Consider the following 15,909-nt stretch of genomic DNA (forward strand, 5'->3'; position numbering starts at 1 on the left):
TGGGCGCGTTTAAGACTGCTTGGAGGTCGAATTGGACAAGAACATGAAAATCCTCATCGTTGATGACTTCTCAACGATGCGGCGGATCATCAAGAACCTGCTGCGTGACCTTGGGTTCACCAACACCGTCGAGGCCGACGATGGCACTACCGCCATTCCGGTGCTCAACAGCGGAAGCATCGACTTTCTGGTAACGGACTGGAACATGCCTGGCATGACCGGTATCGATCTGCTGCGCCACGTGCGTGCCGATGAAAAGCTCAAGCACCTGCCGGTGCTGATGGTGACCGCTGAAGCCAAGCGTGAGCAGATCATCGAAGCGGCCCAGGCCGGCGTTAACGGCTATGTGGTCAAACCCTTCACGGCCCAGGCGTTGAAAGAAAAAATCGAGAAGATTTTCGAACGCATCGGTTGATGAGTGCGCCACGGGGGAGCTATGGGCAATAACGAAACTTCATTGGGCGACTTTGAGTCGACCCTGAAAAAACACGCCGTCGAATTGGTCGAGAGCCTTGAAAAAGGCAAGTTCGGCGACGCGGTGCAATTGATCCATGAGCTCAACCAGACCCGTGACCGCGGCCTGTATCAGGAAGTGGGCAAGCTCACTCGCGAACTGCATAGCGCGATCGTCAATTTCCAGATTGACCCGCACATGCCGCAAGCCGAAGAAGTGTCCCAGATCACCGACGCCACCGAGCGTCTGGGCTATGTGGTCAAGCTGACCGAGGCCGCGGCCAACCGCACCATGGATCTGGTGGAAAATGCCACGCCGCTGGTCAATGGCCTGGCGGATGAAGCCCAGGCCTTGAGCGCGGACTGGGGACGGTTCATGCGTCGTGAAGTCGGCGCTGAAGAGTTCCGCGAACTGGCCCGCCGGGTCGACGGGTTCCTGGCGCGCAGCGGTACGGACAATCGCGCGGTGTCGGGCAACCTCAACGACATCCTGCTCGCCCAGGATTACCAGGACCTCACGGGACAAGTGATCAAGCGAGTGACCCAGTTGGTCACCGAAGTCGAAAGCAACCTGCTCAAGCTCGTGCTGATGGCCAGTCAGGTGGACCGCTTTGCGGGCATCGAACATGACCGTGAGGCGATGCTTGCTGAAAAAGATCCGCAAAAACATCTCTCTCAGGGTGAAGGTCCGCAGATTCATGCCGATAAAAGAGAAGACGTTGTGTCCGGTCAGGACGATGTGGACGATTTGCTATCCAGCCTGGGATTTTAGAATTTTAGGTTTTTTAGGTTTTTAGACCTGTAGGAGCACCCCCCTTAATGAGCTTCGGCGCCGATGAAGAGATCCTTCAGGATTTCCTGGTTGAGGCCGGCGAGATTCTAGAGCAACTGTCCGAGCAACTGGTCGAGCTGGAAAGCCGTCCGGATGATGCGGATCTGCTCAATGCAATTTTTCGCGGTTTTCACACTGTAAAAGGGGGCGCCGGCTTCCTCCAGCTCAACGAGCTGGTGGAGTGCTGCCACATCGCCGAGAACGTGTTCGACATCCTGCGCAAGGGTGAACGTCGCGTCGACTCGGAACTGATGGACGTGGTTCTCGAAGCGCTGGACGCGGTGAACAGCATGTTCAGCGAGGTCCGCGATCGCGGACCGATCACGCCCGCTACACCGGAACTGCTCGCGGCACTGGCCCGTCTGGCCGAGCCGCAATCGGCTGACGAGGTGGCTGCCGTACCTGTCGCCGCCGTGGTCGAAACGCCTGTGGCTGAAAGCGAGTCGGGCGACATCACCGACAATGAATTCGAACAACTGCTGGACTCGCTGAACGCCGTCAAGGCTCAGGCCGAGGCGCCGGCGGCGATGTCTGTGCCGGTCAGCAATGCGGCCGCCAGCGACGAAATCACCGATGCCGAGTTCGAGTCGTTGCTCGATCAACTGCACGGCAAGGGCCAGTTCGCCGTTGACGCGGTGGTCCCGACGCCGGCTGCGCCAGAGGCCCCGAAAGCGGCAGGCGACAGCTCCGATATTACTGACGACGAATTCGAAGCACTGCTCGACCAACTGCACGGCAAGGGTAACTTCGCTGTCGATGCGCTCGAATCGGCCATTGCTTCTGTGCCGACTCCTGGCGCACCAACCGCTGCAGTGGCCGGCAGCGATCTGATCAGCGATCACGAATTTGAATCGCTGCTCGACGAGTTGCACGGCAAGGGCAAGTTCAGCGAAGTCGGCAAGGCGACAGTTGCCAGCGGATCGAACACGTCCGTTGCCGCGCCGGCCGCGAAGGCGGCGGCACCGAAACCGGTGGCCAAGGCACCCGAGCCAAAAGCCGAAACGCCGGTTGCTGCCGCTGCACCTGCTATCGCCCGTACTCCGGCCGCGCCACCGGCGGAAAAACCGGCCAGCGAAGCCGAGACCACCGTGCGCGTCGATACCGCGCGTCTCGACGAGATCATGAACATGGTCGGCGAGTTGGTGCTGGTGCGTAACCGCCTGGTCCGCCTGGGCCTCAACAGCGGCGACGAAGCCATGTCCAAGGCCGTGTCGAACCTCGACGTGGTCACGGCCGACCTGCAAACCGCGGTCATGAAGACCCGGATGCAACCGATCAAGAAAGTCTTCGGGCGCTTTCCGCGCCTGGTTCGCGACCTGGCTCGCCAGCTCAAGAAAGAGATCAACCTGGAACTGGTCGGCGAAGAAACCGACCTCGACAAGAACCTCGTCGAAGCCCTGGCCGACCCGTTGGTCCACTTGGTGCGCAACGCAGTCGACCACGGCATCGAATCGCCGGAAGAACGCGAAGCCTCGGGCAAGGCCCGGGGCGGCAAGGTCATCCTGGCGGCCGAGCAGGAAGGCGACCACATCCTGCTGTCGATCTCCGATGACGGCAAAGGCATGGACCCGAACGTCCTGCGTTCCATCGCGGTCAAGCGCGGTGTGATGGACAAGGATGCGGCGGACCGCCTGAGCGACACCGAGTGCTACAACCTGATCTTCGCTCCGGGTTTCTCGACCAAGACCGAGATCTCCGACGTATCGGGTCGCGGTGTGGGCATGGACGTGGTGAAAACCAAGATTTCCCAGCTCAACGGCTCGATCAACATCTACTCGGCCAAGGGCCAGGGTTCGAAGATTGTCATCAAGGTGCCGCTGACCCTGGCGATCATGCCGACGCTGATGGTCATGCTCGGCAACCAGGCGTTTGCGTTCCCGCTGGTGAACGTCAACGAGATCTTCCACCTCGACCTGTCGACCACCAACGTCGTGGACGGCCAGGAAGTGGTGATCGTGCGGGACAAGGCACTGCCATTGTTCTATCTCAAACGCTGGCTGGTCAGCTCCGCCGCTCACGAAGAGCAGCGCGAAGGCCATGTGGTGATCCTTTCGGTGGGCACGCAGCGGATCGGCTTTGTCGTCGATCAACTGGTGGGCCAGGAAGAAGTGGTCATCAAGCCATTGGGCAAAATGCTTCAGGGAACGCCGGGGATGTCTGGCGCCACCATCACCGGTGACGGCCGCATCGCGCTGATTCTCGATGTTCCGAGCATGCTCAAGCGTTACGCCACACGGCGTATTTGATTCTGGTGGAGCGGGGCGCCTGGCCTCGCTCCATCTAATGGAGTGTTTATGGCAGTCAAAGTCCTGGTGGTGGACGATTCGGGGTTTTTCCGCCGCCGCGTCTCGGAAATTCTTTCAGCGGATTCCAATATCCAGGTCGTCGGCACGGCGACCAACGGCAAAGAGGCGATCGATCAGGCGCTGGCCCTCAAGCCCGACGTGATCACCATGGACTACGAGATGCCGATGATGGACGGCATCACTGCCGTACGGCACATCATGCAACGCTGCCCGACCCCGGTCCTGATGTTCTCCTCGCTGACCCATGAAGGCGCCCGCGTCACCCTCGATGCGCTGGATGCCGGCGCGGTGGACTTCCTGCCGAAAAACTTCGAAGACATCTCGCGCAACCCCGAGAAGGTCAAGCAACTGCTGTGCGAAAAGATCCTCAGCATTGCGCGCAGCAATCGTCGGGTCAGCACTTACAGCGCTCCGGCTCCTGTGGCCGCACCCGCTCCAACCCCTGCGCCTTCGAGCGTCGGCAGTTACGGCAGCAGCGCGCCCGTGCGTCCGGCACCGGCACTGGCACCGATTCCGGCGCGTACACAGGCGGCCACTGCGTCGTCGCCCGCGCCAAAACGCAAGGCCTATAAACTGGTGGCCATCGGTACGTCCACCGGCGGCCCGGTTGCCCTGCAGCGGGTGTTGACCCAATTGCCGGCCAGCTTCCCGGCCCCGATCGTGCTGGTTCAACACATGCCGGCCGCCTTCACCAAGGCTTTCGCCGAGCGCCTGGACAAGCTCTGCCGCATCAGCGTCAAGGAAGCCGAGGATGGCGACATCCTGCGTCCGGGCCTGGCGCTGCTGGCGCCGGGTGGCAAGCAGATGATGGTCGACGGCCGCGGCGCGGTGAAAATCCTCCCGGGTGACGAGCGTCTGAATTACAAGCCGTGCGTGGACATCACCTTCGGTTCGGCAGCCAAGTCCTATGGCGACAAAGTTCTGGCGGTCGTGCTGACCGGCATGGGCGCCGACGGCCGTGAAGGCGCGCGTATGCTCAAGCAGGGCGGCAGTTCGATCTGGGCACAGGACGAAGCCAGTTGCGTGATCTACGGCATGCCGATGGCCATCGTCAAAGCCGAGCTCGCCGACGCGGTGTACAGCCTCGATGACATTGGCAAGCACCTGGTCGAGGCCTGTATCTGATGGATGTTCTAAGCCTGATCGGCCTCATCATGGCCTTCGTCGCCATCATCGGCGGCAACTACCTCGAAGGCGGTCATCTCGGCGCCCTGGCCAACGGCCCGGCAGCGCTGATCGTGCTGGGCGGCACCATTGGCGCCGCGCTGTTGCAATCGCCGATGAGTGCCTTCAAGCGTGCGATGCAGATCCTTGCCTGGATCCTGTTCCCGCCTCGCGTTGACCTGGCCGGTGGCATCGACCGCGTGGTGAACTGGAGCCTGACCGCCCGCAAGGAAGGCCTGCTGGGCCTTGAAGGTATCGCCGACGCCGAGCCCGACAACTACGCGCGCAAAGGCCTGCAACTGCTGGTCGACGGTGCCGAGCCGGAAGCGATCCGCAGCATTCTGGAAGTGGATTTCTACACCCAGGAGAGCCGCGATGTCGAAGCGGCCAAGGTCTTCGAAAGCATGGGCGGTTACGCGCCGACCATCGGCATCATCGGTGCGGTGATGGGCCTGATTCACGTCATGGGCAACCTGGGTGATCCGTCGCAACTGGGTAACGGCATCGCCGTGGCCTTCGTCGCCACCATCTACGGCGTGGCCAGTGCCAACCTGGTGCTGCTGCCGATTGCCGCCAAACTCAAATCCATCGCGTTGCGTCAGTCGCGTTATCGCGAAATGCTGCTGGAGGGGCTGCTGTCGATTGCCGAAGGTGAAAACCCTCGTTCCATTGAGTTGAAGCTTCAGGGCTTCATGGATTAAGGGAAAAAACTAATGGCCCGTCGTCGCCAGCAAGAAGAGCATGTAAACCATGAACGCTGGCTGGTGTCCTACGCGGACTTCATCACCCTGCTGTTCGCCTTTTTCGTGGTGATGTACTCGATCTCGTCGATCAATGAAGGCAAGTACAAGGTCATTTCCGAAGCGCTGATCGGCGTCTTCACCGATTCCGATCGTTCGCTCAAGCCGATCCCCATCGGTGACGAGCGGCCGAAGACCGTGACCCCGGCCAAGCCGCTGGTCAAGGACAGTGACCAGGTCGATGCCGGTGTCGCCGGTGCCAGCGATCCGCTCAAAAGCATCGCCGACGACATCAGTGCGGCGTTCGGTGATCTGATCAGCTCCAACCAGATGACTGTGCGCGGCAACGAGCTGTGGGTCGAGATCGAGCTCAATTCCAGCCTGTTGTTCGGCAGCGGCGACGCCATGCCCAGCGACATCGCGTTCAACATCATCGACAAGGTTGCGGCGATCCTGAAGCCATTCGACAACCCGATTCATGTCGAAGGCTTCACCGACGACCAACCGATCCGCACGGCGCAGTACCCGACCAACTGGGAACTGTCTTCGGCCCGCTCGGCCAGCATCGTGCGCATGCTGGCGATGCAGGGCGTGAACCCTGGTCGCCTGGCGTCGGTGGGCTACGGCGAGTTTCAGCCGGTGGCCAACAATGCCACGGCTGAAGGCCGCGCACGCAACCGTCGCGTGGTGCTGGTGGTGTCGCGCAACCTCGATGTGCGTCGCAGCCTGACCGGCACCGGAACCGCCCATGCGCAACCGGATGCCGCATTGAAGCGTGCTGGCACACAAACTGCACCGACCCCGGTCAAGTCGCCGGTACGAGAGAGCGCCGTCAATTCTCCGTCGCCCGCATTAATACGTTGAGCTATTTCTCGGTCGATCCGTTCGGCCGGGAGGAACAATCCGAATGAGAGTCTGGGCAGTCGCCAATCAAAAGGGTGGTGTCGGTAAAACCACTTCCTCCATCGCTTTAGCCGGTTTACTGGCGGAGGCGGGCAAGCGTGTGGTCGTGGTCGATCTCGACCCCCACGGCTCGATGACCAGCTACTTCGGCTACGACCCCGACAGCCTGGAGCACAGCAACTACGACCTGTTCCTGCACAAGGGCAACGTGCCGCAAGGTCTGCCGGGTCAATTGCTACTGTCGACCAGTGACGAACGCATTTCCCTGTTGCCGTCCAGCACCGCGCTGGCCACCCTTGAACGCCAGTCGCCGGGGCAGAGCGGTTTGGGCCTGGTGATTGCCAAGAGCCTGGCGCAACTGTGGCAGGACTTCGATTACGCCGTGATCGACAGCCCGCCATTGCTCGGCGTGCTGATGGTCAATGCCTTGGCAGCGAGCCAGCAACTGGTGATCCCGGTGCAGACCGAACACCTGGCGGTCAAAGGCCTTGAACGCATGGTCAACACCCTGGCGATGATCAACCGCTCGCGCAAACAGGCGTTGCCCTTCACCATTGTGCCGACCCTGTTTGACCGCCGTACCCAGGCGTCCCTCGGAACCTTGCGTGTGCTGCGCGACAAATTCCCCGACGAAATCTGGCAAGGCTACATCCCGGTGGACACGCGCCTGCGCGATGCCAGCCGTGCCGGTCTGACGCCTTCGCAATTCGACGGCAAGAGCCGTGGCGTTCTCGCTTACCGCGCGTTGCTCAAGCATCTGCTGGCGGCACAACTCGTTCCGCAGGTGGCGTGAGATGAATTCAATCCCTGTAGGAGCTGCCGCAGGCTGCGATCTTTTGATCCCGCTTTGCGGCGTCTTTGAAAAGATCAAGATCAAAAGATCGCAGCCTTCGGCAGCTCCTACGATGGTGTGCGCATGAATCGGCCGGTGAAGGTCACCTCGCGCCCGCAATTGGCGCTGCAGTCGTATCTGGACGCCTTGCTGCAGGACGCAACCGAGGAGTTGCCGCCAGAAGTCGAGGCGCTGCCCGAGGCTGAAGCGGCGCTGGATGAGTTCCAGGCCGCCGTGCTCGAAGAGCAGGCTCGTGATGCGCAAAAACCAGCAGTGGCTGCTGCCCCCGTCGTTGTGCCAATGGCAAAAGCACCAGTGGCCGTGATCGAAGCGCCGGCACCGGTCCTGGCGCCGGTATCGACCATCGCGCCGTTGCTGCAAACACTGGTGGCGCCTGTCGCCGAAGTGCAGCCTGCACCAGAGCCTGTGGCGCTCGAGGTGCAGCCGACTCTGGTGGCGCCGGTGGTCGAAGTGCATCTGCCACCCGCGAACACGCCGCCACCGGTACAAACCGACGGTCGTCCATCCTGGGCTGCCGAACCCTTCGAATGCCTGCTGTTCGATGTCGCCGGCTTGACCCTGGCGGTGCCGCTGGTGTGCCTGGGTTCGATTTACTCCCTGGCCGGTCACGAGCTGACGCCGTTGTTCGGCCAGCCGGAATGGTTCCTGGGCATCCTGCCGAGTCAGGCGGGCAACCTGAAAGTGCTGGATACCGCGCGTTGGGTCATGCCCGACCGTTACCGCGACGATTTCAAGCAGGGTCTGCAATACGTGATTTCGGTGCAAGGCTACGAGTGGGGGTTGGCGGTGCATCAGGTCAGCCGCTCGTTGCGCCTGGACCCGAATGAAATCAAATGGAGAAGTCACCGAGGCCAGCGGCCATGGCTCGCCGGCACGGTGATTGAACACATGTGCGCCTTGCTTGACGTTTCCGCGCTGGCCGAGTTGATCGCCAGCGGCGGGGCAAAGCACATGGGCGGCCACAAGCCGACCCACAAAACTACATAACAGAACAACACCGCCAAGGCGGTTTCTTGAGGGGATCAGGGTATGAATGACAAGGCGACGGCGGCAAAGGGTTCCGAAGATCCGATCCTGCAATGGGTCACCTTCAAGCTGGACAACGAGACCTACGGCATCAACGTGATGCGCGTCCAGGAAGTCCTGCGCTACACCGAAATCGCCCCGGTCCCTGGTGCCCCGAGTTACGTGCTGGGCATCATCAACCTGCGCGGCAACGTCGTCACCGTGATCGACACCCGCCAGCGCTTCGGCCTGATGAATGCCGAGATCAGCGACAACACCCGTATCGTCATCATCGAAGCCGACAAGCAGGTGGTCGGGATCATGGTCGACAGCGTGGCCGAAGTGGTTTACCTGCGTCAGTCGGAAATCGAAACCGCGCCGAACGTGGGTAACGAAGAGTCCGCCAAGTTCATTCAAGGCGTGTGCAACAAGAACAACGAATTGCTCATCCTGGTCGAGCTCGACAAGATGATGAGCGAAGAAGAATGGTCGGAACTGGAGAGTATCTGATTGATTCTCGAGGTTGCGGTCATTGTCCTGTTCCTGTTCTGGGCAGGCACGCTGGCAATGTTCCTGGCGTACATTCGCAGTCAAAAGCAGATCGCCGCGCAACAGGCCAAGGGTAATGCGCTGCGTGATCAGCGCATCAAGGACCTGGGCAAGCGTGTCGACGATTACCAGAACGGTAATGTGCGCATGGGCGAAGACCTGCATGAACTGCGCGCGGTGGTCGGGCCGTTGCCGGACAAACTCGCTCAGCTGGAACAACGCGACCCCTCAAGCCTGTCGTTCGCCCAAGCAGCGCGACTGGTCGGAATGGGCGCCAGCGTCAACGAACTGACCCAGTCCTGCGGCCTGACCCAGGCTGAGGCGGAGTTGATGAGCAAGTTGCACAAGAACTGACAGCCTGTAGGAGCAGCCGGTCGACGCTCGATTGCTCGCGGTGGTCGTTAACGATGACGCGAGCTTCCTGGAGAAACGCGGCGCTCATACGTCCATCGCGAGCAGGCTCGCTCCTACAGTGGTTCTATGTCGGACACAAAAACCGTGTTCACTGAGGATTAATTGTGGGAGCGAGCTTGCTCCGGGCGGCGTTCCGACGATGGCGTCTTCGAATGCGCAGCAATCTTCCCCGCGATCCGACGCATCCCTCCCTTCATCCTCAGACAGGAATTACGCGGTCGTAGTCTCCTGCCTATAGCTTTTTCAGATCCCGCTATCTTGTGATCGCAACCCGTCATCAGTAGGTTGAGCATCTTGTTCATACCTATCTCAGTGCCTGGAAGGCTTATGATCGACATTCTGCGCGGTACACCGCTGTGGGTTTATGCGGTTTTTCTGATCCTGACTTATTACGGTGTCATTGCCTGCTTCAAGAGTCATGAGTCGAAAAGGTCATTGCAAATCACGCCGGTGATATTCGTGAGCCTGTCCCTGGCTTCGCTGAATCTCTCCCAAGGTGTAGTCATTCCACTCTCGGCCTATGTAATCGGGTTATTGGGGGGATGGTTGCTGGCACTGCGCTTTTTCTCGTACAGCAATGTGCAGCGCGAGGGAGAACATCTGGTTCTGCCTGGCACGATCAAGGTGCTGATGGTGTATTGGGGCTTTTTTGCATGGCGTTACTACCTTGGCTATCAGGCGGCGATGTATCCGGAAATGGCCAATGAATTGCCGATGGCGGCATGGTCGGCACTGGGGGCTGGCCTTATCAATGGATTGATTGTCGGTCGCAGTCTCAAGCTTTTGCGCATTGTAGGAGCTGGCTTGCCAGCGAAGGCGGCTAAATGATCGGTGCAATATTCAAGGCCGTGGAATGGCGTACGCCCTGTAGGAGCTGTCGAGTGAAACGAGGCTGCGATCTTTTACATTCAACACAAACTCAATAATCATCACCGCTTCTGGACTCTACGCCTCGGGAAACTTGCCCTTCAGATTCCACGCAAACGCAATGATCTCGGCAATCGTGCGGTACAACTCCATCGCAACATTCTCCTGATCAGCAATTTCTTTTGCTCAAACCTGTTGAGGTGGTTCGGCAGTCTCTTGTCGTGCGCCAATGATTAAATAATCGCTCACACGTTGTTTAGCGCCAATTCTTACACTCAAAAACTTTTTAAATCCATTATTTTGAAATGCTTTTATAAAACAAAAAAACTGTCATATTTGATAGTTTGATATTTGCTGGGAGGGGTATTCAATAAGCGCGTCCCGTTAAAATGATGGGGAGTAACTTAAACTTTCCGCTTCGGCGGTATATCAAGGAGCTTTAAAAATGGTCAGTATTAGCTTGATCGGCGAAATAACAGAGTACGACGATCTCAAAGGTGTCGGTTCTATAGGGCGGGTACCAGACTATGACGGTATAAAGTTCCGTTTTAACTTTAAACGCTATCTAGATGGGTATCCGGAAGTCGGGTACCGGGTTTCATTTGAGGGAAGTCAGGGACAGTTTGGGTGGGAGGCTGATTATATTCGCCGAAAATTTGATAAATAATGCTCCCTGAAAACTTGCCGCCAGGTCATTGCCAGGCAATGACCTGGCCTCTTCACTAACGTTCCAAAACCCCTGTTATAGTGGTTGCCAACCCACCATGAAGCCGGAACTGAGCGGTGAAGTGTCGGTGGTGGGATGGTCGGTACTGGGAGTTGGCCTCATCAATGGTTTGATTGTCGCTCGCTGTCTCAGGCTTCTGCGTTTTTTCAGGTCTGATGACGTGACGCCGGCAGAGTTGATGAGTAAGTTGGACAAGAACTGAATAGATCAAAAGATCGCAGATTCAATAATCATCCCCGCGTTCGGTGACATCCTTCTCCACCCTCGGAGCATCCGGATTCTGCCCCTCGGGAAACTTGCCCTTCAGATTCCACGCAAACGCAATGATCTCGGCAATCGTCAGATACAGCTCCTGTGGAATGCTGTCCCCCAGCTCCATCCGCGCCAGTAATCTCACCAGTTCGGCGTTTTCGTAGATCGGCACTTCGCAGTCGCGGGCAATGCGCAGGATTTCTTCCGCCAGTTCTTCGTCGCCCTTGGCGGTGAGGGTGGGAGCATGGCTGCCGTCGTATTTGAGAGCGATGGCCTGGCGTGGGGCGTTGGGGTTTTTCATGCGGTTTCGTCGACCCAGCGTTGTTCGAGGCGGGTTTGCGGGCCCTGGGGGGGTGTGCCGAGGTGGCAATCGAGGTTGCCGACGTTCAGGCCCGCGGACAGCAGGCGGTCACGCAGCTCGCTCAGATTGCTTTCGATCAGACTGGCGGTATATGGCCGTTCGGCCCAGAGCTGGCCGGATAGACTGCCCTTGATCAGCTGCGCCTGGATTTGCAGCGGCCCCAAAGGCTCCATGGCGAAGGCCAGTTCCACACGCCACAGCTGTTGTTTGGGCTCGCGTTCTTCGCGACGTTCCTTCGGCTGGTCTTTTTCGGGTGATTCTTCACGCTGGAACTTGACCTGCAAGGGCACGATGTCCTGCAGATTGCGCATCGGGATTTCCAGCTGCCAGGTGCTCATCAGTCGTCCGTCGGCGGTTACGCCGGTCTGTTCCAGGCTCGACAGTTGATGGCTTTGCAGGCGTGAAACCGCGGCGGCGGCCAGGCGCAGCAGGTGTTCGAGGTCGTTTTCACCATCGGCGCTTTGCAACTGGCGTTCGGGCAGCGGGAAACCGCTCGGCGACGGTTTGGCACTGACCTGGCCAAGCATGCCCAGGGCATTGCGGACAAAATTCGGCATGGCCTGGGCCAGGGTGTTGGCGGCGATGATCGCGCCGAGGCTGGTGTTGGCCGGCAAGCCTTGACTCAATTGCGCAACCAGTTTCAGCAGGTCGCCTTTCATGTCCGGTGCGAGTGTCGGGTTTTGCCCGGTCAGCAGTTTGCTTTCGAGGAACACGCCGCTGTTGGCCACGGCCTGGGCCAGGCCCTTGGGGGTGCTCAATTGTTGAACATCCGGCAGGACGGCGAGCAACCGGGCAGCGGCGCTACGCAATTCAACGGATGTCTGGTCCGAGGGCGCAAGGTTCTGCAGGAGCTTGAGCAAGCCGTCCAGCGATCCCTGGCGGCTTTGCTGGTCGACCAATTGCCGGGTCACCGCCAGTTGTTCCTGGCGGCTGCTCAGCGGCACGAACTTCAAGGTCTGGGCGTCCTGTACCTGCGCGCTCAACAAGGTGCCGATGCGTAAGGGCTGCGGACTGTCGATGCTCAGGGTACTGCCACTCAGTGCGGTATTGAGCAGGCTCACCATCGAGCGAAACACCATGGGCTGGCCAGGCACCAGGGGCAGCACTTGCGAGGTCAGCACTTTGCCCTGCAGCAGTGTGTCAATGGGCAGTTGCGCGGTGTCGAGGCGGGTGAGGGTGGCGACGCTGGAGGCGATGGCCTGTTGCACCGTCACGGCCAGACTGCCGGCCGAGGGTTGGGTGACGACCAGCGTGGTGCCCTGGGCCAGCGGTTGATTACTGGTGGTCTGGACCGTGGTCTGGCGCCCGCTGTCGAGGGTGACCTTGAGCAGCATCTGGAAAGTCTGATCCGCCTGCTTGAGCGACAAGACTTCAGCCTGTGCGGTTTGACCGACGCTGATCAGCCCCTCCACCGGCGTCAGCAACTTGAGCAATTCACCGCTGACCACCGGCGGGTGCGATGTCGCCGGGAGGGTTTGCGGTAGCGGGAGGATGTTCATTTCGCCTGTCATACGCGGTCACAACCTGAGGAAAATCCACTCTTTGGAGTAAGGCCTGGCATGTATAATGCCGCGCCGTTGTATCCAAAAATGGCGAAAACTTTGCAATTGTTTGACGCAGCTCTCTAGAACAAGACGTCATTGCATCTATGCTGCATCTCTTTAACGGCCGCGCCAGTGCCGACTTGAACCGTATAAGGCCCGTGATCCCTTGACCAGTCCTGTCCTGCAAACCGTTGCCCTTGCCTGTGAGCGAGACCTTCGGCTGCTCTTCGAAAATCTCGATTTGAGACTGGCCAGTGGCGAAATGGTACAAATCAGCGGCCCCAACGGCAGTGGCAAGACCAGCCTGCTACGCCTGCTCTCGGGGCTGATGCAGCCGACCGCCGGTCAAGTGCTGCTCAACGGCCAGCCGCTGAACGAGCAACGCTTTGAGCTGGCGCGCAACCTGCTGTGGATCGGCCACGCGGCCGGGATCAAGGATTTGCTGACGCCGGAAGAGAATCTGAGCTGGCTGTGTGCCTTGCATCATCCGGCGACCCATGAGGCGATCTGGCAGGCGCTGGCGGCGGTCGGGCTGCGCGGATTCGAGGATGTGCCTTGCCACACCCTGTCAGCCGGTCAACAGCGTCGCGTCGCCTTGGCTCGCCTGTATCTGGACAGTCCGCCACTGTGGATCCTCGATGAACCCTTTACCGCCCTCGACAAGCAGGGCGTGGCACAGCTTGAATCTCATCTGGCCGGCCACTGCGAACGCGGCGGGATGGTGGTGTTGACCACTCATCACACGCTGAGCCGGATGCCGGCCGGTTATCGCGACATCGATCTGGGGAGCTGGGCCGTATGAGTGTTTTCGGCCTGCTGGTCGCCCGCGAGGCTCGTCTGCTGTTCCGTCGTCCGGCGGAACTGGCCAATCCACTGGTGTTCTTTGCCATCGTCGTTTCCCTGTTCCCGCTGGCGGTCGGTCCTGAGTCTCAATTGTTGCAAACCTTGTCTCCGGGACTGGTCTGGGTCGCAGCGCTTTTATCGGTCCTGCTCTCGCTGGACGGGCTTTTCCGCAGTGATTTCGAGGATGGATCGCTCGAGCAGTGGGTCCTTTCGCCGCACCCCCTGTCTCTTCTGGTTTTGGCCAAAGTGCTGGCACACTGGGCTTTTTCCGGCCTGGCACTGGTTTTGCTCGCACCCTTGCTGGCGCTGATGCTCGGTTTGCCTGCCGCCTGTCTGCCAGTGTTGCTGCTTTCGTTGCTGCTCGGTACACCAGTACTAAGCCTGCTCGGTGCGGTGGGTGCGGCACTGACCGTGGGCTTGAAACGCGGTGGCCTGTTACTGGCACTGCTGATTCTGCCGCTGTACATCCCGGTATTGATCCTTGGCAGTGGCGCCTTGCAGGCTGCCTTGCAGGGAATGCCGGCGACCGGTTATCTGTTGTGGCTTGGCAGCCTGAGCGCCCTGGCGATAACCCTGACACCTTTTGCAATAGCTGCTGGCCTGAAGATCAGCGTCGGCGAATAATGAGATCTGGTTAAAAAATGACCACTCTTTTAAAAAAAAAAGCAGGCCCTGGCTCTTCATAGTAAAGAGCAACCGTGACGGAAACAGAGTATGAACTGGACGTGGTTTCACAAACTCGGCTCGCCCAAATGGTTTTACGGCATCAGCGGCAAAATGTTGCCCTGGCTGAGCGTCGCGGCGTTGTTGCTGATCAGCGTTGGCGTGGTCTGGGGCCTGGCCTTCGCGCCGCCGGACTATCAGCAGGGCAACAGCTTTCGCATCATCTATATCCACGTCCCGGCCGCCATGCTGGCGCAGTCCATCTACGTGATGCTGGCCGTGTGCGGCATCGTCGGCCTCGTGTGGAAGATGAAACTGGCCGACGTCGCCTTGCAATGCGCGGCGCCCATTGGCGCCTGGATGACCGCGGTGGCGCTGGTCACCGGGGCGATCTGGGGCAAACCGACCTGGGGCTCATGGTGGGTCTGGGATGCACGCCTAACGTCCATGTTGATTCTGCTGTTCCTGTACTTCGGTCTCATTGCGTTGGGCAACGCGATCAGCAATCGTGACAGCGCGGCCAAGGCCTGCGCGGTGCTGGCGATCGTCGGCGTGATCAACATCCCGATCATCAAGTACTCGGTGGAGTGGTGGAACACCCTGCACCAGGGTGCGACCTTCACCCTCACCGAAAAACCGGCGATGCCCGCCGAGATGTGGCTGCCATTGCTGCTGACGGCGCTGGGTTTCTACTGTTTCTTCGGCGCGGTCCTGCTGCTGCGCATGCGTCTTGAAGTGCTCAAGCGCGAAGCCCGGGCCAGTTGGGTCAAAACCGAAGTGGAAAACAGCCTGGAGGTCGCTCGATGAGTTTTGCTTCATTCGGCGACTTTCTCGCCATGGGTCATCATGGCCTGTATGTCTGGTCAGCCTATGGCATCTGCCTGGCGGTATTGGCCCTCAACGTGGCGGCGCCGATCCTGGCCCGCAAGCGGTATCTGCAACAAGAGGCGCGTCGTCTGCGCCGGGAGAACGGCCAGTGAATCCGCTGCGCAAAAAGCGTCTTGTCATCATTCTCGCGATCCTCGCAGGCCTTGGCTTGGCCGTTTGGGCCGCATTGGGTGCTTTGCAACAGAACATCAATCTGTTCTACACACCGACCCAGATCGCCAACGGCGAAGCCCCGCAAGGCACGCGCATTCGTGCTGGCGGCATGGTCGAGAAGGGCTCGCTGGAGCGTTCCGGTGATTCCCTGGACGTGAAGTTTGTCGTCACCGACTTCAACAAGTCCGTGACCATCACTTATCGCGGCATCCTGCCGGACCTGTTCCGTGAAGGGCAGGGCATCGTCGCCCTGGGCAAGCTCAATGCCGATGGCGTGGTAGTGGCCGATGAAGTGCTGGCCAAACACGATGAGAAGTACATGCCGCCGGAAGTGACCAAGGCGTTGAAAGACAGCGGTCAATCGGCTCCAACGCCCGCGAAGGAGGGTTGAT

Annotated in this window: 20 protein-coding genes and 1 pseudogene; 18 read left to right on the forward strand and 3 right to left on the reverse strand. The window is 59.6% G+C overall.

What is annotated here, in order from left to right; translation table 11 throughout:
• Positions 1 to 43 precede the first annotated feature (43 nt).
• From KGA83_RS12030 to KGA83_RS12080, 11 genes are all read left to right on the forward strand, one after another.
• Positions 44 to 415 carry a chemotaxis response regulator CheY gene (locus KGA83_RS12030; RefSeq protein WP_003183998.1) on the forward strand — a complete coding sequence of 124 codons (372 nt, stop codon included), beginning with the start codon at positions 44 to 46 and terminating at the stop codon, positions 413 to 415.
• Between the two features lie 21 nt (positions 416 to 436).
• Positions 437 to 1,225: a protein phosphatase CheZ gene (locus KGA83_RS12035; protein WP_108218658.1), complete on the forward strand. Its 789-nt coding sequence runs from the start codon at positions 437 to 439 to the stop codon at positions 1,223 to 1,225.
• A gap of 47 nt (positions 1,226 to 1,272) precedes the next feature.
• Positions 1,273 to 3,531 (forward strand): chemotaxis protein CheA, encoded by a 2,259-nt coding sequence (locus tag KGA83_RS12040; RefSeq protein WP_115948137.1) that lies wholly within the window; start codon positions 1,273 to 1,275, stop codon positions 3,529 to 3,531.
• 48 nt (positions 3,532 to 3,579) lie between these two features.
• Entirely contained in the window at positions 3,580 to 4,716 is a 1,137-nt protein-coding gene (locus KGA83_RS12045) for a chemotaxis response regulator protein-glutamate methylesterase (RefSeq protein WP_115948138.1), read from the forward strand.
• Positions 4,716 to 5,456, forward strand: a complete 741-nt coding sequence (locus tag KGA83_RS12050) for a flagellar motor protein (RefSeq protein WP_223529798.1) — start codon at positions 4,716 to 4,718, stop codon at positions 5,454 to 5,456. The genes KGA83_RS12045 and KGA83_RS12050 overlap by 1 nt, the downstream gene beginning before the upstream one ends.
• A gap of 12 nt (positions 5,457 to 5,468) precedes the next feature.
• A complete protein-coding gene (gene motD, locus KGA83_RS12055) occupies positions 5,469 to 6,359 on the forward strand; it encodes a flagellar motor protein MotD (RefSeq protein WP_108218661.1) in 891 nt (296 codons plus the stop codon).
• A 43-nt stretch (positions 6,360 to 6,402) separates the two neighbouring features.
• The gene (locus KGA83_RS12060; RefSeq protein ID WP_115948140.1) at positions 6,403 to 7,191 is read left to right on the forward strand and encodes a ParA family protein; all 789 of its coding nucleotides are present in this window, start codon (positions 6,403 to 6,405) and stop codon (positions 7,189 to 7,191) included.
• A gap of 123 nt (positions 7,192 to 7,314) precedes the next feature.
• Positions 7,315 to 8,238, forward strand: a complete 924-nt coding sequence (locus KGA83_RS12065) for a CheW domain-containing protein (protein ID WP_223529799.1) — start codon at positions 7,315 to 7,317, stop codon at positions 8,236 to 8,238.
• Positions 8,239 to 8,280: 42 nt separating this feature from the next.
• Positions 8,281 to 8,766, forward strand: a complete 486-nt coding sequence (locus tag KGA83_RS12070) for a chemotaxis protein CheW (RefSeq protein WP_007980742.1) — start codon at positions 8,281 to 8,283, stop codon at positions 8,764 to 8,766.
• Positions 8,767 to 9,159 (forward strand): DUF2802 domain-containing protein, encoded by a 393-nt coding sequence (locus KGA83_RS12075; protein WP_115948142.1) that lies wholly within the window; start codon positions 8,767 to 8,769, stop codon positions 9,157 to 9,159.
• Between the two features lie 387 nt (positions 9,160 to 9,546).
• On the forward strand, positions 9,547 to 10,047 hold the full coding sequence (locus KGA83_RS12080) for a hypothetical protein (protein WP_223529800.1): 501 nt from the start codon (positions 9,547 to 9,549) through the stop codon (positions 10,045 to 10,047).
• Positions 10,048 to 10,164: 117 nt separating this feature from the next.
• Here the strand turns inward: KGA83_RS12080 and KGA83_RS12085 are convergent.
• Positions 10,165 to 10,239 (reverse strand): annotated as a pseudogene (locus KGA83_RS12085) (flagellar biosynthesis protein FlhB); the annotation flags it as partial.
• Between the two features lie 292 nt (positions 10,240 to 10,531).
• Between KGA83_RS12085 and KGA83_RS12090 the strand changes: the two are divergent.
• Together KGA83_RS12090 and KGA83_RS12095 are read left to right on the forward strand one after the other, a co-directional pair.
• Positions 10,532 to 10,753, forward strand: coding sequence for a hypothetical protein (locus KGA83_RS12090; protein ID WP_223529801.1), 222 nt, complete (start codon positions 10,532 to 10,534; stop codon positions 10,751 to 10,753).
• Positions 10,754 to 10,850: 97 nt separating this feature from the next.
• Complete coding sequence (locus KGA83_RS12095; RefSeq protein ID WP_223529802.1) at positions 10,851 to 11,015, forward strand: hypothetical protein; 165 nt, start codon at positions 10,851 to 10,853, stop codon at positions 11,013 to 11,015.
• 21 nt (positions 11,016 to 11,036) lie between these two features.
• Here KGA83_RS12095 and KGA83_RS12100 read toward each other — a convergent pair whose 3' ends face one another.
• A complete protein-coding gene (locus tag KGA83_RS12100; protein WP_223529803.1) occupies positions 11,037 to 11,366 on the reverse strand; it encodes an EscU/YscU/HrcU family type III secretion system export apparatus switch protein in 330 nt (109 codons plus the stop codon).
• Positions 11,363 to 12,937 carry a flagellar hook-length control protein FliK gene (locus tag KGA83_RS12105; protein WP_223529804.1) on the reverse strand — a complete coding sequence of 525 codons (1,575 nt, stop codon included), beginning with the start codon at positions 12,935 to 12,937 and terminating at the stop codon, positions 11,363 to 11,365. Before KGA83_RS12105 ends, KGA83_RS12100 begins: the two co-directional genes overlap by 4 nt.
• 199 nt (positions 12,938 to 13,136) lie before the next feature.
• On the opposite strand from KGA83_RS12105, the gene ccmA reads away from it, so the two are divergent.
• From ccmA to ccmE, 5 genes are all read left to right on the forward strand, one after another.
• Entirely contained in the window at positions 13,137 to 13,772 is a 636-nt protein-coding gene (ccmA, locus tag KGA83_RS12110) for a cytochrome c biogenesis heme-transporting ATPase CcmA (RefSeq protein ID WP_108218669.1), read from the forward strand.
• A complete protein-coding gene (gene ccmB, locus KGA83_RS12115) occupies positions 13,769 to 14,437 on the forward strand; it encodes a heme exporter protein CcmB (RefSeq protein ID WP_223529805.1) in 669 nt (222 codons plus the stop codon). The genes ccmA and ccmB overlap by 4 nt, the downstream gene beginning before the upstream one ends.
• A gap of 90 nt (positions 14,438 to 14,527) precedes the next feature.
• Entirely contained in the window at positions 14,528 to 15,283 is a 756-nt protein-coding gene (locus KGA83_RS12120) for a heme ABC transporter permease (protein WP_103394761.1), read from the forward strand.
• Positions 15,280 to 15,456 carry a heme exporter protein CcmD gene (ccmD, locus tag KGA83_RS12125; RefSeq protein WP_007939192.1) on the forward strand — a complete coding sequence of 59 codons (177 nt, stop codon included), beginning with the start codon at positions 15,280 to 15,282 and terminating at the stop codon, positions 15,454 to 15,456. The genes KGA83_RS12120 and ccmD overlap by 4 nt, the downstream gene beginning before the upstream one ends.
• Positions 15,453 to 15,908, forward strand: coding sequence for a cytochrome c maturation protein CcmE (ccmE, locus tag KGA83_RS12130; RefSeq protein WP_108218671.1), 456 nt, complete (start codon positions 15,453 to 15,455; stop codon positions 15,906 to 15,908). The genes ccmD and ccmE overlap by 4 nt, the downstream gene beginning before the upstream one ends.
• Position 15,909 lies beyond the last annotated feature (1 nt).

Source organism: Pseudomonas sp. GL-R-19, from assembly GCF_019956375.1.
Lineage (GTDB): Bacteria > Pseudomonadota > Gammaproteobacteria > Pseudomonadales > Pseudomonadaceae > Aquipseudomonas.